This window comes from Pseudocitrobacter sp. CD920760, from assembly GCF_057782505.1.
Genome location: NZ_CM173490.1, coordinates 4,439,520 through 4,463,122 on the forward strand (window position 1 = coordinate 4,439,520; position 23,603 = coordinate 4,463,122).

The following is a 23,603-nucleotide window of genomic DNA, read 5'->3' on the forward strand; positions in this document are numbered from 1 at the left end:
TCGCAGGTAAAAAAGCGGAGCCCATTGCAGGCTCCGCTTCGATTTATTACCGCTCAATCACCACCAGCGGTTCGATATCGCTCTCTTTCTTAATCACCAGCGACGTATCGCCACGCAGGCAGGTCCCGCCGTAGTTACCGCCGACGGTAAAGGTACAAACCTGGATGTATTTCCCGGCGACGTTCGGTAAACACCACAGCTGCTGGTAGATATTTTTGCGGTCGACAAACTTACCGCTGGTTTGATCAAGAAGCTGATCGTGCCCGCTCACCAGGTCAATGTTGCTGCCGCAGCGCCCGGAGATTGGTTTCACCGCATAGCCGGTTTTCGCCAGCGCATCGGTCACTTCAAAATCGGTGTCGAGCAGATACGGATGATTCGGGAACAGCGACCACAGCACCGGCAGAATCGCTTTGTTGCCCGGAATCACCGTCCACAGCGGTTCGAAGACCATCACTTCCGGACGCAGCAGCACGTCAATCAAACGCACTTCCCCCGCCGGGCTGCCGGTGCGGATCGGCACGGCGGCGTACTCGGCATCGCTGACTTCGCGCACCTGTTCAATGGCGGTTTCCCACGCCCAGGTTTTCCATACGCAGTTCACCAGTCGCCCTTCGTCATCCACCAGCTGACCCGCGGCATCCCAGTGCACCTCTTCCAGGCCGTGGAGAATTTTGCACTCGAACCCGGCCTGCGTAATGGCACGCTGCATAAACTGCGCGTGGTAATCTTCTTCCAGATCTTTATCCTGCATGATGTGAACAAACGGACGCGCCGAACTGTGTTTCCACGCGCCAATCAATTCGCTGAGCAGTTCATCTGAAGGGTTATGACCTTTGCCCTCAAAGCCGGTTTTCAGCCACTGTTCGAGGATTAACCCGCCTTCCGTATGGCAGGATGCGGAATCGGCGTTGTATTCGTACACCTTCAGACCGCGTTCATCCATGCAGAAATCCATGCGTCCGGTGATCATGTCGTGGCGGCGACGCTGCCAGGAGAGACGCAGACGCGGCCAAAGGATTTTCGGAATATCAAACAGCGCCAGCAGGTTATCGTCACGCATCACTTTATCGGTGGCGTGCAAATACATCAGGTGCATTTCGTTGGTGGCTTTAATCAGTTCCTGTTCAGCGCTTTCCGTCATGGTGAAGTACTGATACGGGTCCTGGTTGATCACATGACCATTTGCCGCGACGTACGCTTTCTGCAATGAATCCTGTTCGTTGAGCCATTTACCGTCGAACTGACCGCGATTTTCCAGCCGCGCGCCCTGCAAATTCAGCGCTTTGCTGGCAATCGTTGGTTGCGGCAGGCTGTATTCGGTATCGGCGGTTTGGATCATCCAGCCAAGAATGGTGGTGTCATCAAACGTATCGTGAAGGATGTAATGGCCGTCTTTCACTTCCAGCGTCAGCTCGCGCGTCCACTGCTGGCCCGCAGGCAGCGGCGAATGGATAACGTTCTGTTCTGCAATACGCACTTTGTTGCCGACCAGTTGGGTGATGACCGCGACGTGCCCGGTTTCATGGAATTCACCGCCCTTCTGCCAGATGAGCAGCGAACCCGCTTTCGGCGCGCGACGGGAACCGTTGGCAAACGCCTGCAACGGCAGAATGTCGTCATTCACTACCTGGCGCAAAAAGCGCAGAGAGAAGATTTCATAGGCCATGCCGACGTCGGTGAAAACAAAACCGTAGGTAAGGAACAGGAAGCGGCGCGCGAATTCAACGCATTGCCACTTGTAGCCCATGTACTCGTTATCGATATAGCTACGGAACGAGACATCATCCGCCCGCTCTTCGGGCTTCAGGCTACTGTAATTTGAAGAATAGATGGCGACGCCACCCGGTGCATATCCCAACAACGTGCCAAACGGCGCGTCACTACTCGTACAACTCATGTGTCTTCCTCAGAGCATGCAGGCGGCGAGTAATAGCGGGTGTGGTCGTCCCTGCACGTTGTTATTTATCCAACAGGTGTCCGTTAATCATACACCTGTTGTGCGCGCTGTCACACTGTGCGGTCTGATGCCCTCACCCTAACCCTCTCCCACAGGGAGAGGGGACCGAACTGTGCGGTTTTTCTCCCTCTACCTCAGGGAGAGGGCCGGGGTGAGGGTGATCATTTCCGCCATCAACTGCTACACTGCCTCAACACATCATCAAAAAGGCAGGCCAACATGTCAGACAATACCTATCAGCCTCCCAAAGTCTGGGAGTGGAAACAGAATAACGGCGGCGCGTTCGCCAATATCAATCGCCCGGTTTCCGGCGCGACGCATGAGAAGGCACTGCCGGTTGGGCATCACCCGCTTCAGCTCTATTCGCTGGGTACGCCGAACGGCCAGAAAGTCACCATCATGCTCGAAGAGTTGTTAGCTCTGGGGGTGACGGGCGCGGAATATGACGCGTGGCTGATTCGCATTGGCGAGGGTGATCAATTCTCCAGCGGTTTTGTTGAAGTGAACCCGAACTCGAAAATCCCGGCCCTGCGTGACCACTCCACCACGCCGCCAACCCGCGTGTTCGAGTCCGGCAATATCCTGCTGTATCTGGCTGAAAAATTTGGCCACTTCCTGCCCAAAGATCCGGTGGGCCGCGTAGAAACCCTGAACTGGCTATTCTGGCTGCAAGGCTCCGCGCCGTTCCTCGGCGGCGGTTTTGGCCACTTCTATAACTATGCGCCGGTGAAAATTGAGTACGCGATCGACCGTTTCACCATGGAAGCGAAACGTCTGCTGGATGTGCTGGATAAACAGCTGGCGCGTGGGCGCTATGTCGCAGGTGAGGAATACACCATTGCCGACATGGCGGTCTGGCCGTGGTTTGGCAACGTGGTGCTGGGTACCGTGTACGGTGCGGATGAGTTCCTTGATGCGAAGAGCTACAAAAACGTGCAGCGCTGGGCGAAGGATATCGCCAGCCGCCCGGCGGTTGGGCGTGGACGCATCGTCAATCGCACCAACGGCCCGTTGAATGAGCAACTGCATGAGCGTCATGCCGCCAGCGATTTCGACACCCAAACGGAAGATAAACGTCAGGGTTAAACGACGGAAACCGGGTGAACCCCACCCGGTTTATCTGCCTTCCAGGCGATAACCCGCCATAAAGTAGCGCACCGTGGTGCTGGATTCGTGTTCTTTAAAGAAATCCATCACCATCTCTTTATCCAGGCCATAACGTCGTGTCAGGACGCCCGCTTCCCATGCGCTGAGCTGGCGGTCCCCCGTCTTCTCAAACATGCGATGGGAAAACCCCAGCACAAACCCGCGTTTATAGTCAGAACAAAAACCCAGAACCTTCTGCGCACTGTCGGCGTAAGGTGCTTTCAGCCCGGCCATCAGGCCTTTACCAAAATGGTTATCCATCGCACTACCCTCAATCGTTATATATAAAATTATATAGCGACTTTTTGAGCGATATCCAGTGCTATTTGCAGCCTTTACTTTCAGTGCAAATATTTCTCAAACCACGCCAGCGTTCGCTGCCAGGCGAGATCCGCTGCGGCCTTGTCGTAGCGCGGGGTCGAGTCGTTGTGGAAACCATGATTCACGCCCGGATAAATATAGGCTTCGTACACTTTTTTATGCGCCTTTAACGCCTCTTCCATTGCCGGCCAGCCTTCGTTAATACGCGTATCCAGCGCCGCGTAATGCAGCAATAAAGGGGCGTTGATTTTTTTCACATCCGCGACCGGGGCCTGACGTCCGTAGAACGGCACCGCGCAGGCCAGCTCAGGATAAGCCACCGCCGCCGCATTCGACACGCCGCCGCCGTAGCAAAAACCGGTTATCCCGACTTTGCCCGTCGCCTGCGGATGCGCCTGCATAAACTCAATCGCGGCGAAGAAATCATTCATCAGTTTAGTTGGATCGACTTTTTGCTGTAACTCGCGCCCTTCATCATCATTACCGGGATACCCGCCAACGGAAGAGAGCCCATCCGGCGCAAGGGCGATATAGCCCGCTTTCGCGACGCGTCGGGCAACATCCTCGATATACGGGTTAAGCCCGCGATTTTCATGCACCACCACCACGGCGGGCACCTTTCCGGCGGCTTTCGTCGGCGTGACCAGATAACCGCGCACCTCGCCGTGGCCGTTGGGCGACGGATAACGAATATATTCCGGTTTGATATCCGGGTCGGTGAACTCGACCTGTTCCGCCAGCGCGTAGTTGGGCTTGAGCAGATTAAACAGCGCCAGCGCGGTCATGCCGCCGACGGCGTACCGCCCTGCCAGTTGCAGAAACTCGCGTTTTGAAATTTTACCGTGCGCGTAATAGTCATAGTAATCGAGCAACTCTTGCGGAAAGTCTTTGGCGGTCAGTCGGGTCATCGAGGGATCTCCATTAACAGGCATTAACTAAGAAAAGCACAAGACAGATTTATTGCCCATAAATCATCAGCATTGTGATCCCGCCGACGGGTTGGTTGTGACAAAAACGTTAATCTGGAAACAGCGTTTCAAAAATCAGACAATCAAGGAGACATTATGACCTGGTCCGCCAATCCTGCCCGTTACGAGCAGATGCAATATCGCTATTGCGGCAACAGCGGCCTGCAACTGCCCGCGCTGTCACTCGGGTTATGGCACAGTTTTGGTCATATCCAGTCGCTCGATAGCCAGCGCGCGCTGCTGCGTAAAGCGTTCGACTGCGGCATTACTCACCTCGACCTCGCCAATAACTACGGGCCGCCTCCGGGCAGTGCGGAAGAGAACTTTGGCCGCCTGCTGCGGGAAGATTTCGCCGCCTATCGCGATGAGCTGATCATCTCGACCAAAGCCGGATACGACATGTGGCCGGGGCCATATGGCAAGGGCGGTTCGCGCAAATACCTGCTCGCCAGCCTCGACCAGAGCCTGAAGCGCATGGGGCTGGATTACGTCGATATCTTCTACTCGCACCGTGTTGATGAAAACACACCGATGGAAGAAACCGCTGCCGCGCTGGCGCAGGCGGTGCAGAGCGGAAAAGCGCTGTATGTCGGCATCTCGTCTTATTCGCCAGAGCGCACGCAAAAGATGGCGGAGCTGTTGCGCGAGTGGAAAATCCCGTTACTTATCCATCAGCCGTCTTACAACCTGCTCAACCGTTGGGTGGACAAGAGCGGCCTGCTGAATACGCTGGAAGAGAACGGCGTCGGCTGCATCGCCTTTACCCCGCTGGCGCAAGGGCTGCTGACCGGTAAATACCTCAACGGAATTCCGGACGGCTCACGCATGCAGACCGAAGGGAAAAAAGCGCGCGGCCTGACAGAAAACATGTTGAGTGAAAACAACCTCAACAGCCTGCGTTTGTTGAACGAGATGGCGCAGAGTCGCGGTCAAAGCATGGCGCAAATGGCGCTAAGCTGGCTGCTGAAAGATAATCGTGTAACGTCTGTGCTGATTGGCGCAAGCCGACCGGAACAGATTGAAGAGAACGTTCAGGCACTGAATAACCTGAACTTTACGGCAGAAGAGCTGGCGCAGATTGATAAGCATGTTGCCGATGGGCAATTGAATTTGTGGCAGGCGTCGTCAGATAAATAGCACACTCTTTGCCCGGTGGCGCATCGCTACCGGGCGCGAGCCGCGTTTTAATGCTTCTGGCCACGCGTTAAGCGGTCCAGATACCCCATTACAAACGCCGACAGCACAAATGTCAGGTGGATAATCACATACCACATCAGCTTGTTATCCGGCACATTCTTGGCATCCATAAACACCCGCAGCAGGTGAATAGATGAAATAGCGACAATGGATGCCGCAACCTTGTTTTTCAGCGAGGTGGCATCCATTTTCCCCAGCCAGTTCAGCTTCTCTTTGTGGGTACTGATATCCAGCTGCGAGACAAAGTTTTCGTAACCGGAGAACATCACCATCACCAGCAGACCGCCCACCAGCGTCATATCGACCAGCGATAACAACGTCAGGATAAGATCGGCTTCTGCCAGTTCAAAGATGTTAGGCAGAACGTGAAAGATCTCCTGAAAAAACTTAATCATCAACGCCAGCAGCGCCAATGAAAGGCCAAAATATACCGGGGCTAAAATCCAGCGCGACGCGTACATCGCATTTTCAAAAAAACGTTCCATAGTGTCCTGTCGATAAACTCAATTCGGCTTAGTATATCGCAACCATGCAACATCATTTCAACAATTCACATCAGCAATTTAGGGTTAGGTTATACCAATCTGAACACCGAAATCGCCGTTTTCAGTTCGCCGGTATATCGCTGCTGTTGCTGCGCCATCTGCATGGTTTGCGCCACATGCTGGACGTTTTCCTGCACGCTGGCATCAATGCTGGCGATACTGCCCTTCATCTGCATCACGCTGGTACGCTGCTGTTCGCTCATCGAAGAGAGGATTTCCAGCGAGTCCTGTAAGCCTTCAATATGCGTAATGATCGCTTGCATGGTATTTCCCGCCAGCTCGACCTGCTCAGCGCCCTGATGAGTGCTTTTCACCGAAGCGGCGGTAAGCTGGCGAATCTCTTTCGCCGCCTCTTCACAACGTAACGCCAGCGAACGCACTTCAGAGGCGACCACCGCAAACCCTCGGCCATGTTCGCCTGCGCGAGCCGCTTCAACCGAGGCGTTCAGCGACAGAATATTCGTCTGAAAGGCAATGCCGTCGATTAACTCCAGAATGCTATTAATCTGCTGTGATTCATCACGAATATGCATCATTGATGCCGTCGCCGCGCGGATGTTTTCCCCGCCCTGCCTTGCGACATCGCATGCCTGTAAAACACGCTTGCGCGCCTCGCCGGCTTGTTCACTGGTCAGGGATGCTGCGCTTGCCAGTTGTTCCATCGCGCTGGCGGCGATAGCGAGAGAAGTGGCCTGGCTGTCGGTGCGCTCTGATAGCGCGGTATTGCGCTGCAAAATCGTTTGCGAGGCATCCAGCAACTGACCGACATTGCCACTCACCTGCTCCAGTGTGTTACGCATCGCGCCAAGCGTTCGGCTAAACGTACGGGCGAACGGCGAATGGCTGTTGTTTGATTCTCGCGCCAGGGTCAGGCTTCCGGGTTCACAATTAATGACCGCCGCCAGTTTCGCCACCTCACTTGCAGATATCGCATCCTGTTCCATACGCACCGCCAGTACGACCAGGAATAGGGTTTGCGCCACCACAAACGCGCCATGCATCATCACCATATGCAGTCCGGTATGCATAAAAATAACGATGTGATAAAGGTTATAGGCCTGCAAATAGTTAAAGACTAAATGGTGCACCGCAATGACCGCCGCGCCCATCACTAACGGACGCCAGTCACGCCAGGCCAGCAACGCGGATAAAAGCACAAAAACAGAGAAGTGATATTCCGTTTCGCCCTCGCCAAGCTGAATAAGCAATGCGGAAAAGGCCATCAGGATAAACGCAAAAACCAACCGTGACATTAAGCGCCCGCGAAAAAATGCGGTGACAAGCGTGGCCAGAATCGCTAAAGGCGTTGCGAAAAATAGCGCCACCAGCGCATTCCCGACTATCCAGCCCACAACCAGCGAGATAGCCCAAAGCAGCCACACCAGCGCCAACATCTGGTCATCGGCCCGTTGGCGAAGAGTAGAAACAGAGATGCTTTCACGCAGCGATCCGCGAGCATTTGTTTTGTTTGATTTATCCATATTGTTCCGCACTATGCAGGTAATGTTATTAGTATTTTTAGCGCCATAAATAAGCGTAGAGAGTTTATTAATCATTACCAGCGGAGGGAAAGAATATATTCTTTACACGCGTTTTTATTACTACTTAATAAAGAATTAAATTTAATTTAAAGCAGAGATAAATAATTGTGTTGTGGGGACGTATTTATTAGGAGAGAAGACTTAGGGGAAATGTGCGGTGTTTACCCCCTAATCCAACCCTCTCCCTCAAGGGAGAGGGAACCGACAGAGCCAGGGTTTAAGTGAGTGCGGTTTTCACCCTCTCCCTGAGGGAGAGGGCCGGGGTGAGGGGCTTTACTTCACCCCCGCGTGTTCTTCCCCTACCAGACCAATCTTCAGATAACCGGCCTGATGCAGAGTGTCCATCACCTTCATCATCGTTTCATAGTCGACGGTTTTATCGGCACGGAAGAAGATAGTGGTATCTTTCTTCCCTTCCGTCAGCGTGTTCAACGCGTTTACCATGTTCTCATCGGTAATGGGGTCATTACCCAGGAACATCGACTTATCTGCTTTCACCGACAGGTAGACCGGTTTTTCCGGGCGCGGCTGCGGTTGGCTGGAAGACGCCGGCAGATTGACCTTCACATCCACCGTCGCCAGTGGCGCGGCAACCATGAAGATGATCAGCAGAACCAACATAACGTCGATAAACGGCGTCACGTTGATTTCATGCATTTCGCCGTTATCGTCCAGATTTTCATTAAGACGCATTGCCATGGGGCATCAACCTACTCGTAATTTCTGTGCGGAACGTACCGGCTGGGTCACGCCGCTGGCGTGGAGGTCCAGGTCGCGGCTTTGCAGCAGCAGAACCTGCGCAGCAACATCGCTGAGGTTTGCTTTATAGCTGCCAATCAGACGGGCGAAGACGTTATAGATAACCACCGCCGGAATCGCGGCAAACAGACCAATTGCGGTCGCCAGCAGCGCTTCTGCGATCCCCGGCGCAACAACGGCCAGGTTGGTGGTTTGCGTCTGCGCAATACCGATGAAGCTGTTCATGATACCCCAAACGGTACCGAACAGACCGACAAACGGAGAAATGGCGCCGATAGTCGCGAGATAGCCGGTCCCGCGACTCATATTACGACTCACGAAGGCAACACGACGTTCCAGGCGGAAGCCAGTACGCTCTTTAATCCCTTCATTGTCTTCTGAACCCGCAGAAAGCTCGCGCTCGTCCTGCGCTTCATGAATCAGTTGCGTGCTTAGGCTTTTCCCGTGGAAGGCGGCGGCGATTTCGTGCGCCTGATCGATAGAGCGGGCTTCCGCTAACAGCTGCTGCTCGCGTTTGAGGCGACGCTTCTGGGAGAACAACTCTGCGCTCTTACTAAAGAAGATGGCCCAGGTGACTACGGATGCCAGAATCAGGCCAATCATAACCACTTTAACAACGATGTCGGCATGATGATACATACCCCAAACGGAGAGATCCGTCTGCATCAAATTATTACCCACTCTGTATCTCCAGGACATAAATCACAAAATCTGAGCACAATAATATCAAAACGACGTCGAATTGATAGTAGTTCTCATTAGTATTTACATAGTGACTCAAATCATACTTATTTTCCTTGCGCTTACGCAGTAAAAAAGTCACCACCGCGATTTTTGAGAAATTTTCTGCTTTATGTCGCGCGAGCGGGTACATCCTGCAACAATCGTGATAGTTTAGACGTCCAGACGTATAAAAATAGGCAGGAGAGACATGGCAGATAAGCACCTGGATACCGCGCTGGTCAACGCCGGGCGGAGTAAAAAGTACACGCAGGGTTCGGTAAACAGCGTCATTCAGCGCGCCTCTTCGCTGGTGTTCGACACCGTTGAGGCGAAGAAACATGCCACCCGCAATCGCGCGAAAGGCGAACTCTTCTACGGGCGTCGCGGTACGCTCACCCACTTCTCTTTACAGGAAGCGATGTGTGAGCTGGAAGGCGGCGCGGGCTGCGCCCTCTTCCCTTGCGGCGCAGCGGCGGTCGCCAATACGATTCTGGCCTTTGTTGAACAGGGCGATCATGTGTTGATGACCAATACCGCCTATGAGCCGAGCCAGGATTTCTGCACCAAAATACTCGGTAAACTCGGCGTCACCACCGGCTGGTTCGACCCGCTGATCGGCAGCGACATCGTGCGCCTGATTCAGCCCAATACCAAAGTGGTGTTCCTGGAATCCCCGGGTTCAATCACCATGGAAGTTCACGATGTTCCGGCGATTGTTGCCGCCGTGCGCAGCGTTGCGCCGGATGCAATCATTATGATCGACAACACCTGGGCGGCAGGCGTGCTGTTTAAAGCGCTCGATTTCGGCATTGATATCTCGATTCAGGCTGGCACGAAGTACCTGATTGGCCACTCTGACGCGATGGTCGGTACCGCGGTATCCAACGAACGCTGCTGGGCGCAACTGCGCGAAAATGCGTATCTGATGGGCCAGATGCTGGATGCGGACACCGCCTACATGACCAGTCGAGGCCTGCGCACACTTGGCGTTCGCCTGCGTCAGCATCATGAAAGCAGCCTGAAAATTGCCGAATGGCTGGAACAGCATCCGCAGGTTGCCCGCGTGAATCATCCGGCGCTGCCGGGCAGTAAAGGTCACGAATACTGGAAACGAGATTTTACAGGCAGCAGCGGCTTGTTCTCCTTCGTGCTGAAAAAGCGCTTAACCGATGCTGAGCTTGCGACTTACCTCGACAACTTCTCCCTGTTCAGCATGGCCTACTCGTGGGGCGGTTTTGAGTCGCTGATTCTGCCTAACCAGCCAGAACAGCTGGCGGAGATTCGCCCCGGCGGCGAAGTGGACTTTACCGGCACCCTTATTCGCTTACATATTGGTTTAGAAAACATTGACGATCTTATCGCTGATTTAGCAGCAGGCTTCGCGCGTATTGTGTAAAATAGCCTCAGGCCCGGCGGCGTTTCGCCTCGGGCTGTCTGGTTAGCAATGTTCCTGAAGATACGCGCCGCGCAAAGCCTCGCGTATTTTCATGATTTTGAGAACAGTCTCTCTGCCGAATGGCCAGAACATCCCGGCGTAAACGCATAGTGCTCAGGTTGTTCTTATTCCTGAACAGCTGCGCGTGCGTTGTTGCGCGAGGGATCAAAGAGTTTCGGGCAATTCGGGAGTACAATAAGCGAAAATGCTGTTCCACAGGAAAGTCCATGGTCGTCATTCAAGATATTGTCGCCGCGCTCTGGCAGCATGACTTTGCCGCGCTGGCGAATCCTCACGTTGTGGGGGTGGTTTATCTGGTCATGTTTGCCACGCTGTTTTTAGAAAACGGTCTGCTTCCGGCTTCCTTCCTGCCGGGCGACAGCCTGTTGCTGCTCGCAGGCGCGCTCATCGCCAAAGGGGTGATGGGGTTCGTGCCGACGGTGATCATTCTGACGACCGCCGCCAGCCTCGGCTGCTGGCTGAGCTATATCCAGGGGCGCTGGTTGGGCAACACCCGTACGGTGAAAGGCTGGCTCTCGCAATTGCCGGATAAATACCATCAACGTGCGACCTGTATGTTCGATCGTCACGGCCTGCTGGCGCTGCTCGCCGGGCGTTTTCTGGCGTTCGTACGTACGCTGCTGCCAACCATGGCAGGCATTTCCGGGCTTTCTAATCGCCGCTTCCAGTTCTTTAACTGGCTGAGCGCGCTGCTGTGGGTGGGCGTCGTCACCAGCCTTGGCTATGCCATCAGCATGATTCCGTTTGTAAAACGTCATGAAGATCAAGTGATGACCTTTCTGATGATCCTGCCTATTTTCCTGCTGGTTGCCGGGCTGCTCGGTACGCTGGTGGTGGTGATTAAGAAGAAATATTGCAGCGCCTGAGGGCGCTGTTCTATAGGGCCGGATGCGCTTTGAAGCCGGATGGCGCAGTGCTTATCCGGCCTACAAAGGTCATCAAAAGGGCTCTTGCCTAAACGATTTGAATCGCGCGTAATCGCGCCGCATCTTCTCCCGGCGTAATACCGAAATAGCGTTTAAATTCGCGGCTAAACTGCGATGCGCTTTCATATCCCACCTGCATTGCCGCTGCGCTTGCTTTTAATCCATCATGCACCATCATCATGCGCGCCTTATGCAGGCGATAAGTTTTCAGGTACTGCAAAGGTGACGTGCTGGTCACCGATTTAAAATTATGATGAAACGCCGACAGGCTCATATCGGCTTCGGCGGCCAGTTGATCGACACTCAAGGTTTCGGTGTACTGGCTTTCGATGCGTTTCAATACCCGGCTTATCTGACTGAAATGCGTCTGGCGGCTGACTAACGCCAGCAGCGCCCCACCACGCGGCCCGGTAAGCACATAGAAGAGCATTTCGCGGATAATCTGTTTGCCGAGGATGCGCGCTTCCAGTGGGCGCTCCATCACATCCAGCAGGCGCTCGGCCGCACAAAGGATCTCATCAGAGAGCGTCGCCGAGTTAATGCCGCTCGCCGCCATTGCAGGCTGGAAGCATTCATCTTCCCCGATATCCATCAACAGCTCCTGAAGCTGTAAAATATCGACGTTCAGGCGCAACCCGGCCAGCGGCGCGGCCTCGGTGGCAAAGGTTTCACACTCAAACGGTAGCGGCACCGTCAGCAGTAAATATTCGTTGGCGTCGTAGCGGAAGGTGCGTTCATTGATATAGCCAATCTTATAGCCAGAAAAGAGAAATATAATCCCAGGACGGTACATAACGGGCGTACGAGCGGCAGGCTGTGTACCATAGATAAGCTGGATATCCGGCACCAACGTGCTGAGCTTTTGCTCATTACTTTTCAGTGACTTAACTTTATCCGTCAGCAATGCGCAAATCTCTTCCCGGTTCATATCCCCACTCTCCCGCCAGTTGAATTCAGGCTTTCATTGTTGACCTTTTCGCTACTTTTCTCCAGCCCTATGGAGAAATGGGCAAGACATAGGCAGGAATGTGCATTGAGAGGATCGCCCCCAAAGACCACAATAGTCGTCATCCGGTAGCCACGGTTGCTACCCACTTTTTCCATCCTCCGATGAAGGAAACGAGCAATGTTTAATTTTGATCTCCATACCCCAACCCGCATTCTTTTCGGTAAAGGCGTTATTGAAAATCTGCGTGCGCAAATTCCGGCAGATGCTCGCGTTCTGGTGACCTATGGTGGCGGCAGCGTGAAAAAAACCGGCGTACTGGACCAGGTGTTAACCGCGCTGAAAGGTCTGGACGTTCGCGAGTTTGGCGGCATTGAACCGAACCCGTCTTATGAAACGCTGATGAACGCGGTGAAAATTGCCCGCGACGAAAAAATCACTTTCCTGCTGGCCGTTGGCGGCGGTTCCGTGCTGGATGGCACCAAGTTCATCGCGGCGGCGGCGCATTACGATGCGTCTATCGACCCGTGGGAAATTCTGGAAACTTACGGCAGCAAGGTGAACAGCGCGATTCCAATGGGTTCCGTTCTTACCCTTCCTGCAACCGGTTCTGAATCCAATAAAGGTGCGGTTATTTCCCGGAAAACCACCGGTGACAAACGCGCATTTATGTCGCCGCACGTGCAGCCAGTCTTCGCAATTCTGGACCCGGTCTACACCTACACTCTGCCACCGCGTCAGGTCGCCAACGGCGTGGTTGATGCCTTCGTGCACACGGTAGAACAGTACGTGACCTACCCGGTTAACGGCAAAATTCAGGATCGCTTCGCGGAAGGTATTCTCCTGACGCTGGTTGAAGATGGCCCGAAAGCGCTGAAAGAACCTGAAAACTACGATGTTCGCGCCAATATTATGTGGGCGGCAACCCAGGCGTTAAACGGCCTGATTGGCGCAGGCGTGCCGCAGGACTGGGCAACCCACATGCTGGGTCACGAACTGACCGCCATGCACGGTCTTGACCACGCACAGACGCTGGCTATCGTGCTGCCGGCCCTGTGGAATGAAAAACGTGACACCAAACGCGCCAAACTGCTGCAATACGCAGAACGCGTCTGGAACATCACCGAAGGTTCCGATGATGCGCGTATCGACGCTGCCATCGCCGCCACCCGCAATTTCTTCGAGCAAATGGGCGTACTGACTCGCCTGTCCGACTACGGTCTGGACGGCAGCTCCATCCCCGCACTGCTGAATAAACTCGAAGAACACGGCATGACAAAACTGGGTGAAAATCAGGACATTACCCTCGAAGTAAGCCGTCGCATTTACGAAGCGGCACGTTAATCCCCACCCAAAGCCAGACCTAAGTCTTTAGCGTCTGGCTTTCGTTTTTGCATATTTCGACCAGAATTGATCTTACAAATCTTATCGGGCCCACTGTGCCGATAAGCAATAGAGAGAAAAGGAGAAATGCATGACACATCCAACCGTAATCAAACTCCAGGACGGCAACGTGATGCCGCAGCTGGGTCTCGGCGTGTGGAAAGCAAGCAACGAGGAGGTTGTCACCGCGATTCATAAAGCGCTGGAGGTCGGGTATCGCTCGATTGATACCGCCACCGCCTACAAGAACGAAGATGGCGTGGGCCAGGCGCTGAAAAGCGCAGGCGTTCCGCGCGAAGAGCTGTTTATCACCACCAAACTGTGGAACGACGATCAGAAACGCCCGGCCGAGGCGCTACAGGAAAGCCTCGATAAACTACAGCTGGATTATCTCGATCTCTACCTGATGCACTGGCCGGTTCCCGCCATCGACCACTACGTGGACGCGTGGAAAGGAATGATTGAGCTGCAAAAGCAAGGGCTGGTAAAAAGCATCGGCGTCTGCAACTTCCAGGTGAATCACCTGCAACGCATTATCGATGAAACCGGCGTCGCCCCGGTCATCAATCAGATTGAACTGCACCCGTTGATGCAGCAGCGCCAGCTACATGCGTGGAACGCGACGCACAAAATTCAAACCGAATCCTGGAGCCCGCTGGCTCAGGGCGGCGAAGGCGTATTCGATCAGAAAATCATTCGTGAACTGGCGGATAAATATGGCAAAACACCCGCGCAAATTGTGATTCGCTGGCACCTGGATAACGGCCTGGTCGTCATCCCGAAATCCGTCACGCCGGCGCGTATTGCCGCCAACTTCGACGTCTGGGATTTCCGCCTTGATAAAGACGAATTGGCCGAAATAGCCAAACTGGATAAAGGCAAACGTCTGGGACCCGATCCGGATCAATTCGGCGGCTAATGATTTTCGCCTGGTACGGTTATTCGTATCAGGCGTTTTTATTCTGCAATTCATTTTTACAATGAATAACATAATTCAATCCATTCTCCATATCTATATTATCAATATAATTCTAAACAATAAGTGTGCCATTATATAAAGTTATATCTTCTATTTACTGCCGACCGTCATTTTCTTTTTCAGGATCAAAGTTTTCTTCGTAAGACATTGCAAAATAAAGGTCACAGAGTTCAGTCTCGGCGCGACACTCTACGCTAACCGCTGAATTTCTCCGGCCTCCTGATGGTTTCAGGATAAAAATATCATCAGGATAACTGTATTTCTCAGACATCAATAGCGCGGTAATTTTTGGCAAAACATATACGCCATGAATTAATTCGCCTATAAAAACGAGTGTAATGTCGTGACGAAAAAAACAACCCAGGGAGTAAAATGGCTCCCACTCATTATTATCGTGCTTATCGCCGCCGGGCTTTGGCAACTGACGCCACCTTCCGGGCTCAGCGCGCCCGCCTGGCATTCTGCGATTATCTTTGTGGCAACCATTGCCTCTATTGTGGCAAAAGTCCTGCCGATTGGCGCGGTCGGGATCATCGGTATTACGGTTTTTGCCCTCGCCTATGCGGCGGGTGATAAAACTGCCAGCGGCGCTATCACCACGGCGCTGAGTGAACTGAACAGCTCATTGATCTGGCTTATCGTCGTCGCCTTTATGATTGCCCGCGGGTTTATCAAAACGGGCCTGGGTCGGCGCATCGCCCTGCAAATGATCCGCCTGCTGGGTAAACGCACGCTGGGGCTGGCGTATGGGCTTGCGTTTGCCGACCTGATTTTATCCCCCGCTATGCCGAGCAACACCGCGCGCTGCGGCGGCGTTATCTACCCCATCGCTGACTCGCTGGCGCGCAGTTTTGGCTCACGCCCGGAGGACGAGTCGCGCAGCAAAATCGGTACCTTCCTGATCACCTGTATTGGCAACGTCAATGACGTCACCGCCGCGCTGTTTATGACCGGCTACACCGGCAACCTGCTGGCGGTCAAACTGGCGGCTAACGCGGGCGTCACCCTGACCTGGGGGAGCTGGTTTATGGCAGCCCTGTTGCCGTGCGTGGTGTCGCTGATGATCGTTCCGCTGCTGGTTTACTGGCTGACGCGCCCGGAAATCAAGCACACGCCGGATGCTCCGGAAATCGCCCGTAAAGAACTCGCCGAAATGGGCAACATGGCGCGTGGCGAGTGGCTGATGCTGGCGACCGTCGGCGTACTGCTGGTGCTGTGGATCTTCGGCGACAAACTGGGTGTGGATGCCACCACCGCGTCGTTTGTCGGGCTCTCCATTCTGCTGCTGAGCGGCGTGCTGAGCTGGGAAGATGTGAAAAGTGAGAAAGGCGCATGGGACACCCTGATTTGGTTTGCCGCGCTGCTGATGATGGCCAACCAACTGAAAAAACTGGGCTTTACCATGTGGTTCGGTAACCTGATTGGCGACAGCATCGGCAGCGCCATGCAGGGCACCAGTTGGGTGGTTGTACTGCTGCTGCTGAACGCCGCCTACTTCTACACACACTACTTCTTCGCCAGCGGCAACGCGCAAATCGCCGCGCTGTACGCGGTATTCCTCGGCGTCGGGTTGCACCTGAACATCCCGCCGGCGCCGATGGCGCTGATGCTGGCGTTCACCAGCAGCCTCTATTGCTCACTCACCCAGTACACCCATGCGCGCGGCCCGATTCTTTTCGGCGCGGGCTACGTACCAACCGGCGTCTGGTGGCGAACCGGGTTTGCTATCAGCCTGTTTAACCAGGCGGTGTTTATCACCGTCGGCCTGGCGTGGTGGAAGATGTTGGGCTTTTACTGACAAGACTCTGCCGCCTTAGTTTTTAGGGCGGCATTTTTGATGAGGAAGATAATGAAATACCTCCTTTGCCTCCTGAGCCTTTTCTTCAGCGCCCCATCACTGTCACAAATACCATCATTATCACCTGAGCAAACTGTCCGACAGATTTATCAACATTACACTGCCGACGCCACGGGGGTTAATTTTGGTGACACCAGCAGCGCATCATTGCTTTCCACGCGGATGAAAAATGCCATTACCCTCAACAATCAACTCACGCTGCCGGGCGAAATTGGCTGGCTGGATGGCGACCCGATTTGTGATTGTCAGGACTATGAAACGCTGGTGCTGGAAAATGTCTCAGCAATTCAGACTAATGAAACGCACGCCAGCGTAACCGTGCGTTTTCGCTTATTTGTCGATGATACGGAAAGCAGAACGCAAACGTTGTATATGGTTGCGGAAGATGAGCGTTGGTTGATTGACGACATTAAGTCTTCACAAGGAAGCACATGGCAGGCGATAAACAGTGAAAATCAGACCATGCTTTCTTCGTTAGCCTCGCTGCAAAGAAAGCAACCTCAGGATTTCGTTAGGGAGCTTTTTCACCGCAGAAGTGATTATACCTGGCCGTGGACCTGGGTTGTCAGTGCGCAATATCGTGATGCGGTGAATGACTATTATCATTCGACCTTTGAACTGGGCAATATTTTGGCGAATTTACCGCGATTTTTCGGACAGATAAACCGCAACGATAGCTGGCCCTGGCAATGGATAATTACCACCTGGTATCACCATGTGATGAACGACAGCATCGCAACGCCAGTGAAATCATCTCAGGAAATAAGAAATGCATTGCAGGCCGACGCGCTATATATCTACGACAATCCTGTATTCATTGGCGTGCCGGACGACAACATCAGACGATTCGACACTACGGTACCAGAAGCCGAAGGCGACCAGGCAAAGGTGCATGTTCGTATTACGCTTAACGACAATTCGATAAAAGAGCAAGACCTGCTTCTTCGCCGCTCAGCCGGGGCGTGGGAGATTTTGGATTTTATTCGCCCGGAATACGGAAGCTTGCGTCGACAAATTGAAGAGGCAACCCTCCAGAGGCGGCGATAATACGCATTATGACTAAAATTCTGGCGTGGGTATAAAACTATTCATAGATTACTGGCAGTTGTTAAGGATAACGATAGTGAACACCTCACTTTGCCCCATCTGTTTGAAAAAAACACCCGATCATCCTCATGACGTGTGCCGCGCCTGCTTCGACAAATTCAAAGCCGAACCAGACAACACCTGCGAATTTTGGAAAGAAAAAAGACCTCATCCCGTCGCGATCTATCTCGCCATCTTCATTATCGATAACGCAGGCGAGAGGGAAATGGATCGTGGAAAGAAAAGCAAAATGGCGTGGCATCTCAAGCGCCTCGATTTTGTCAGCGACTGTATCGACCTTCTTCCTGATTCGCTTTTCCTTCCAGCCAGCAGAGAAGACGTTAAAATTTGCCAAAACATGGCACTAAATTACTGGCGCCAGAAAACGGCTACGAGCAGTCTACAAGAGATAGCCCACTATATCCGCACGACGACTGACGATAAAAATAGTGCTGAATGGGATGCTAAGACGCTGCCAGGTTTGATGGCTTCTGACGAAGAAAGTCTGGACTTCATGTGGACACAATTTATCGAAAGTGCAGTCGCCTGTGTTAGAACTCACTTAAGTGATGAGACCTGGATGATACTATTCCATAAGCACTTTTCTGCCGAAATTCACGCGTGGGTAAACCAAACAGGAGACCTTGAATGACCTGCATTTTCTGCCAAATCGTTGAGGGCAAAGCGCCCTGCCATAAAATCTGGGAAGATGAGCATCACCTGGCCTTCCTGTCGATTTTCCCCAATACCGAAGGCTTTACCGTCGTCATCCCAAAAAAACACTATCCGAGCTATGCCTTTGATATGCCGCCGCAGGCGCTGGCCGATTTAGTTCTGGCGACGCAGAAAGTGGCTAAATTGCTGGATAAATCCTTTGATGATGTGGGCCGCAGCGGAATGTTTTTTGAAGGTTTCGGCGTGGACCACGTGCACAGCAAACTCAGCCCGATGCACGGCACAGGCGACATGACGAAATGGCGGCCTATCGAATTTAAGCAGAAGAAGTATTTTGAACAGTATGAGGGCTATCTGTCTTCTCACGATCACGAGCGGGCGGATGATGAGAAGCTGGCCGCATTAGCGGCCAGAATCAGAGCGGAGCAGGATTCTTAACGCCCCGCTGTCGGTTTTGCGCGTTTTTTCGCAGCCGCATTAACCGGACGCGGCTGCGCGGCAGGCGCTTTCTTCGCACCCGCTGGCGTTTGGCGTTGGTGCGCCACCGGCGTGTGTTTAGTCAGCGCCGGGCGCGTGTTGCGGTTCTGGCGACGCGCTTCGCGCATCTCGTCGAGCGTCGGTGACGGCACCAGACAATCACGACGCGGGCCGATCAGATGCTTTTTACCCATTGCTTCCAGCGCCTGACGAATCATCGGCCAGTTTTTCGGATCATGATAACGCAGCAGCGCTTTATGCAGGCGACGCTGTTTATCGCCTTTCGGCACCACCACTTCTTCACTCTTATAACCAATTTTACCCAGCGGGTTCTTGCCGGTGTAATACATGGTGGTCGAGTTCGCCAGCGGTGACGGGTAGAAGTTCTGCACCTGATCGAGGCGGAAACGGTGTTTCTTCAGCCACAGCGCCAGATTCACCATATCTTCATCACGCGTACCAGGGTGCGCGGAGATAAAATACGGAATCAAATACTGCTCTTTCCCGGCCTGTTTCGAATAGGTGTCGAAAAGCTCTTTAAAGCGGTGATAGGTTCCCATCCCCGGCTTCATCATTTTCGACAACGGCCCCTCTTCCGTATGCTCCGGCGCAATCTTCAGATAGCCGCCCACGTGATGGGTTGCCAGCTCTTTGATATAGCGCGGATCTTCCACCGCGATGTCGTAACGCACACCGGAGGCGATGAGGATCTTCTTGATGCCTTTCAGATCGCGCGCGCGACGGTAAAGATTGATCGTCGGCTCATGGTTGGTGTCCATGTGCGGGCAGATATCCGGGTAAACGCAGGAGAGACGGCGGCAGGTTTGCTCGGCGCGCGGCGATTTACAGCGCAGCATATACATGTTCGCCGTTGGCCCGCCGAGGTCGGAAATCACGCCGGTAAAGCCCGGCACCGTATCGCGAATGGCTTCGATCTCGTTGATGATCGAATCTTCCGAACGGCTCTGAATAATGCGTCCTTCGTGCTCGGTAATGGAGCAGAAAGAGCAGCCGCCGAAGCAGCCACGCATGATGTTGATCGAGAAGCGGATCATCTCATACGCCGGAATACGCGCATTGCCATACGCCGGATGCGGAACACGCTGGTACGGCAGCGCAAACACGCTGTCCATCTCTTCGGTAGAAAGCGGGATCGCTGGCGGGTTGACCCAGATATAGCGGTCGCCGTGCTTTTGCATCAGCGCACGCGCGCAGCCTGGGTTGGTTTCATGGTGCAGAATGCGCGAGGCGTGCGCATACAGCACTTTATCACTTTTCACTTTCTCAAAAGACGGCAGCAGCACGTAGGTTTTTTCCCACGGCTTCGGACGCGGCGGCTGAACGGTGACGGTTTTGACTTCCGCTTTTTGCGGTTCAACCGGCTTGTTGTCGGCACACGGCAAATCTTCACCATACGGATGCGGAATCGGGTCGATTTTCCCCGGCGTATCTAAACGCGTGGAATCCACGCCAGCCCAGCCCGGCAGCGCTTCTTTGACGATAATCGCCGTGTTACGCACATCGCGGATCTGCGAAATCAGCTCACCCTGCGACAGACGATGCGCCACTTCCACCAGCGGACGCTCGCCGTTACCGAACATCAGCATATCGGCTTTGGAATCAACCAGCACCGAACGGCGCACGGTATCAGACCAGTAATCGTAATGCGCGGTACGACGCAGGCTGGCTTCGATGCCGCCCAGAATCACCGGCACATCTTTCCACGCTTCTTTGCAGCGCTGGGTATAAACCAGCGTCGCGCGATCCGGGCGTTTGCCACCGACGTTATCCGGCGTATAGGCATCGTCCTGACGCAGCTTACGGTCAGCCGTGTAGCGGTTGATCATCGAGTCCATGTTGCCTGCGGTCACGCCGAAAAAGAGGTTCGGCTTGCCCAGACGCATAAAGTCGTCTTTGCTGTTCCAGTCCGGCTGCGCGATGATGCCCACGCGAAAACCCTGCGCTTCCAGCATACGACCGCAAATCGCCATCCCAAAACTCGGATGATCAACGTACGCGTCGCCGGTAACCAAAATGATGTCGCAGCTATCCCAGCCAAGTTGATCCATCTCTTCACGGGACATTGGCAAAAACGGTGCCGGCCCAAAACAGGCGGCCCAATACTGCGGCCAGGAGAACAGGTCGCGATCCGGTTGGATCAGGGAGATAGAGCTCATTTTGCTTCCAAAAAGAAAAGTGGTAAAAAAATAATCAAAGGCCGGGGATTATACGCTGTATTCAGGGGGGAAATGAAGGAGATTATCGGCTGAACACGCCTGGATAACGTAAAGCCCAGCCTACTTTTTCAGAATACAACAGCGCCGGGCATTGCCCGGCGCTGATTCCCTGCATCCCGCGTTACGGCGCCGGATTCACCAGAATTTGCCCAATCGAGCCGCGATCGGCCAGCTCCAGCGTTTGGCTGGAATACTGGAACGGGAAGTGCGGCCAGGACGGCTGGTTGTAGTAGACCAACAGTTCAATTTGCCCATCCACCCACACGGTATCTTTCCAGCCTCTGTCTTCCGGGAACGGCATTGCGCCGTTAACGTTGCGGATCAGGAACATCACGCCTTCGATATGGAACGACTGCGGCTCATCCGCGCGTACCGTCCAGCGCTCCCAGGTTCCCTGTTGCGCGGTAATATCAATACGCTGCGGGTCCCACAGCTGGCCGTTGATGCCAGGGTCATCGCCCAGCACGATATCACGGCTACGCAGCGGCGTGCCGGTCATGATCTCGGTGGAGAGCAGACGCATCGGCAGGTTATCCGTCACCAGCGGCAACAGGCCGGTAGGTTTCAGAGTGAGCACCAGCGTAGAGATCAAAATGCTCGACGGCTCAAAGAAACCACGCAGGCGATCCATGATGCTTGCCGCTTCCCCACAGGTAATGGAGACTTCATCACCATTGGTCATATCGACCAGGATTTCACGTCGTTCACCCGGCGCGAGCGACAGCTGCTTGACCGAAACAGGCGCAGGCAGGAAGCCCTGGTCGCCGGAGATCACGTGCAGCGCGCGGCCATCGCTCATCTGCAACTGATAGCGGCGTGAGTTAGAGGCGTTCAGCAGGCGCAGACGCACCCATCCGCGTGACACTTCGACATACGGGCTTTGCGCGCCATTCACCAGCAGCGTGTCGCCAACGAAGCCACCGCTGCCAGGTTCGCTGTATTCCGGCGTGCCAAAGTTATCCAGCCGCTTGTCCTGAATAATTACCGGGAAGTCGTCCACGCCGTAGTGGTTTGGAATAGGTAAGGACTTACTTACTTCATCTTCAATCAGCCACATTCCGGCCAGGCCGTTGTAGACCTGCTGAGCCATATGGTTCGGCGTATTGGCCTGATACCAGAGCGTGGCGGCAGACTGGCGAATCGGCAGCACCGGCGCCCAGTCGGCGTTTGGCGACATCATGCGCGCCGCACCGCCAATCAGCGGGCCGGGAACCTGCAAACCGCGCACGGTCATGGCGACGTTTTCCGTCAGGCGGTTGCTGTAGATCAGTTTGACGTCATCACCGTTCCACACGCGGATGGTCGGACCGAGGTAGCGACCATTGATGCCCCAGACAGGCGCGCGCGTGCCCTGAGAGAAGGACCAGTGTGAACGTTGTAAGGTAAGAAAGAGAGGCTGTCCGCGACGCGATTCCACCAGCGGCGGTATCGGCAGCTCAGGCTGTTTCCCTGCGGCATTTGCCCTCAGCGGCACTGCCCCTGCGCAGAACGCAACGCCCGATGCCTGAATAAACTGACGCCGACTGAGTGACATATAAACTCCATGAAAACTGATCAATCAAAAAAGGGAATTCGTTTCCCGTAAGCCAGCACCGCGTTTTATGTTTGCCGCCGTGCTTTATTCGCCCGGCGGCGAGTGAGCCTGACCCGGTTTTATAGTTTTCCGTCAGACTCGCGCTGGGCGACTTCTTTATCTAATTCTTCAATCTTCGCCTGCATAACTTCACGGCAGTGTTTGGAAAGTTCGCGTACCTGGTCTTTACCCCATTTGCTGGTATCGATCGGCGGCAGCATTTCAACAATCACCAGCCCGTTGTTCAGGCGGTTAAGGTTAATCTTATCCGATGTATTGGAAACGCACACGGGAATAATCGGTACACCCGCCGCAATGGCGGCGTGAAACGCGCCGGTTTTAAACGGTAACAGGCCACGACCACGGCTACGCGTTCCTTCCGGGAACATCCAGAAGGAGATTTTGCGGTTGTTGAAGTGTTTCACCACTTCGGCGATGGTGCTGTGCGCTTTCGCACGATTATTACGGTCAATCAGCAGGTTACCGGTGAGCCAGTAAAGCTGACCAAAGAATGGGATCCACACCAGGCTTTTTTTGCCCACGGTGACAGTCGGCGGCTGCACAATATTTGCCGCAGTAACCATGTCGTAGTTGTTCTGGTGGTTCGCAATGTAGATAGCATTCCCGTAGCTTGCGGCATCCGCAGGCAGGCGGGTTTCAACTTTCAGACCAAACAGCGGGGCCATACGGCCAAACATATGGCCAAAAGTGGCAACGTGTTTTGGATTACGCGGACTAAACAGGCAATAGATACAGCCAAACACGCATACCAGGATGCAGTAAATGACCACGATGATGACACGAAAAATAAATAGCATAGCTACCTCTGAAGCCCTGACCGCTTAGA

General features: G+C 54.0%; 22 protein-coding genes. 10 read left to right on the forward strand and 12 right to left on the reverse strand.

Translation table 11 applies throughout. From position 1 onward, the window contains the following. Positions 1-46 precede the first annotated feature (46 nt). Positions 47-1,900 carry a bifunctional glutathionylspermidine amidase/synthase gene (gss, locus tag AC1MKH_RS20795; protein ID WP_276224699.1) on the reverse strand — a complete coding sequence of 618 codons (1,854 nt, stop codon included), beginning with the start codon at positions 1,898-1,900 and terminating at the stop codon, positions 47-49. Positions 1,901-2,179: 279 nt separating this feature from the next. Between gss and yghU the strand changes: the two genes are divergently transcribed. Further along, a complete protein-coding gene (yghU, locus tag AC1MKH_RS20800) occupies positions 2,180-3,046 on the forward strand; it encodes a glutathione-dependent disulfide-bond oxidoreductase (protein ID WP_276223171.1) in 867 nt (288 codons plus the stop codon). Positions 3,047-3,076: 30 nt separating this feature from the next. On the opposite strand, the gene AC1MKH_RS20805 is transcribed toward yghU, so the two are convergent. Beyond that, positions 3,077-3,367: a DUF2623 family protein gene (locus tag AC1MKH_RS20805; protein WP_015963010.1), complete on the reverse strand. Its 291-nt coding sequence runs from the start codon at positions 3,365-3,367 to the stop codon at positions 3,077-3,079. 80 nt (positions 3,368-3,447) lie between these two features. After that, complete coding sequence (gene yghX / locus AC1MKH_RS20810; protein ID WP_276223174.1) at positions 3,448-4,335, reverse strand: YghX family hydrolase; 888 nt, start codon at positions 4,333-4,335, stop codon at positions 3,448-3,450. Positions 4,336-4,491: 156 nt separating this feature from the next. On the opposite strand from yghX, the gene AC1MKH_RS20815 reads away from it, so the two are divergent. Then, positions 4,492-5,532, forward strand: a complete 1,041-nt coding sequence (locus AC1MKH_RS20815) for an aldo/keto reductase (protein ID WP_276223176.1) — start codon at positions 4,492-4,494, stop codon at positions 5,530-5,532. Between the two features lie 47 nt (positions 5,533-5,579). Here the strand turns inward: AC1MKH_RS20815 and AC1MKH_RS20820 are convergent, their stop codons facing one another. The 4 genes from AC1MKH_RS20820 to exbB form a co-directional block, all read right to left on the reverse strand. Beyond that, entirely contained in the window at positions 5,580-6,077 is a 498-nt protein-coding gene (locus tag AC1MKH_RS20820) for a TIGR00645 family protein (protein ID WP_015963007.1), read from the reverse strand. A gap of 89 nt (positions 6,078-6,166) precedes the next feature. Next, entirely contained in the window at positions 6,167-7,618 is a 1,452-nt protein-coding gene (locus AC1MKH_RS20825; RefSeq protein WP_276223179.1) for a methyl-accepting chemotaxis protein, read from the reverse strand. A 333-nt stretch (positions 7,619-7,951) separates the two neighbouring features. Next, positions 7,952-8,377 carry a TonB system transport protein ExbD gene (gene exbD, locus AC1MKH_RS20830; RefSeq protein ID WP_276223181.1) on the reverse strand — a complete coding sequence of 142 codons (426 nt, stop codon included), beginning with the start codon at positions 8,375-8,377 and terminating at the stop codon, positions 7,952-7,954. Positions 8,378-8,383: 6 nt separating this feature from the next. Continuing rightward, positions 8,384-9,118 (reverse strand): tol-pal system-associated acyl-CoA thioesterase, encoded by a 735-nt coding sequence (gene exbB / locus AC1MKH_RS20835; RefSeq protein ID WP_327621863.1) that lies wholly within the window; start codon positions 9,116-9,118, stop codon positions 8,384-8,386. A 250-nt stretch (positions 9,119-9,368) separates the two neighbouring features. Between exbB and metC the strand changes: the two genes are divergently transcribed. Beyond that, positions 9,369-10,556 carry a cystathionine beta-lyase gene (gene metC / locus AC1MKH_RS20840; protein WP_276223185.1) on the forward strand — a complete coding sequence of 396 codons (1,188 nt, stop codon included), beginning with the start codon at positions 9,369-9,371 and terminating at the stop codon, positions 10,554-10,556. 266 nt (positions 10,557-10,822) lie between these two features. Continuing rightward, on the forward strand, positions 10,823-11,482 hold the full coding sequence (yghB, locus tag AC1MKH_RS20845; RefSeq protein ID WP_015963002.1) for a DedA family general envelope maintenance protein YghB: 660 nt from the start codon (positions 10,823-10,825) through the stop codon (positions 11,480-11,482). A gap of 88 nt (positions 11,483-11,570) precedes the next feature. Here the strand turns inward: yghB and AC1MKH_RS20850 are convergent, their stop codons facing one another. After that, positions 11,571-12,470 (reverse strand): AraC family transcriptional regulator, encoded by a 900-nt coding sequence (locus tag AC1MKH_RS20850; RefSeq protein WP_276223187.1) that lies wholly within the window; start codon positions 12,468-12,470, stop codon positions 11,571-11,573. A gap of 198 nt (positions 12,471-12,668) precedes the next feature. Here AC1MKH_RS20850 and yqhD point away from each other — a divergent pair, with 198 nt between their 5' ends. Beyond that, entirely contained in the window at positions 12,669-13,832 is a 1,164-nt protein-coding gene (gene yqhD, locus AC1MKH_RS20855) for an alcohol dehydrogenase (RefSeq protein WP_276223188.1), read from the forward strand. Between the two features lie 130 nt (positions 13,833-13,962). After that, entirely contained in the window at positions 13,963-14,790 is an 828-nt protein-coding gene (gene dkgA / locus AC1MKH_RS20860; protein ID WP_276223189.1) for a 2,5-didehydrogluconate reductase DkgA, read from the forward strand. 154 nt (positions 14,791-14,944) lie between these two features. Here dkgA and AC1MKH_RS20865 read toward each other — a convergent pair whose 3' ends face one another. Continuing rightward, on the reverse strand, positions 14,945-15,145 hold the full coding sequence (locus tag AC1MKH_RS20865) for a hypothetical protein (protein ID WP_276223190.1): 201 nt from the start codon (positions 15,143-15,145) through the stop codon (positions 14,945-14,947). A gap of 48 nt (positions 15,146-15,193) precedes the next feature. Between AC1MKH_RS20865 and AC1MKH_RS20870 the strand changes: the two genes are divergently transcribed. From AC1MKH_RS20870 to AC1MKH_RS20885, 4 genes are all read left to right on the forward strand, one after another. Next, on the forward strand, positions 15,194-16,648 hold the full coding sequence (locus tag AC1MKH_RS20870; protein WP_276223191.1) for a DASS family sodium-coupled anion symporter: 1,455 nt from the start codon (positions 15,194-15,196) through the stop codon (positions 16,646-16,648). A 51-nt stretch (positions 16,649-16,699) separates the two neighbouring features. Continuing rightward, entirely contained in the window at positions 16,700-17,755 is a 1,056-nt protein-coding gene (locus tag AC1MKH_RS20875) for a DUF3828 domain-containing protein (protein WP_276223192.1), read from the forward strand. Between the two features lie 76 nt (positions 17,756-17,831). Continuing rightward, entirely contained in the window at positions 17,832-18,446 is a 615-nt protein-coding gene (locus AC1MKH_RS20880; RefSeq protein WP_276223193.1) for a hypothetical protein, read from the forward strand. After that, positions 18,443-18,907, forward strand: coding sequence for an HIT family protein (locus AC1MKH_RS20885; RefSeq protein WP_015962996.1), 465 nt, complete (start codon positions 18,443-18,445; stop codon positions 18,905-18,907). Before AC1MKH_RS20880 ends, AC1MKH_RS20885 begins: the two co-directional genes overlap by 4 nt. Here the strand turns inward: AC1MKH_RS20885 and AC1MKH_RS20890 are convergent. From AC1MKH_RS20890 to plsC, 3 genes are all read right to left on the reverse strand, one after another. Further along, entirely contained in the window at positions 18,904-21,123 is a 2,220-nt protein-coding gene (locus AC1MKH_RS20890) for a YgiQ family radical SAM protein (RefSeq protein ID WP_276223194.1), read from the reverse strand. The genes AC1MKH_RS20885 and AC1MKH_RS20890 overlap by 4 nt on opposite strands. 181 nt (positions 21,124-21,304) lie before the next feature. Beyond that, positions 21,305-22,717: a cell division protein FtsP gene (ftsP, locus tag AC1MKH_RS20895; RefSeq protein WP_108475111.1), complete on the reverse strand. Its 1,413-nt coding sequence runs from the start codon at positions 22,715-22,717 to the stop codon at positions 21,305-21,307. A gap of 119 nt (positions 22,718-22,836) precedes the next feature. Further along, complete coding sequence (gene plsC, locus AC1MKH_RS20900; RefSeq protein WP_276223195.1) at positions 22,837-23,574, reverse strand: 1-acylglycerol-3-phosphate O-acyltransferase; 738 nt, start codon at positions 23,572-23,574, stop codon at positions 22,837-22,839. Between the last annotated feature and the right edge of the window lie 29 nt (positions 23,575-23,603).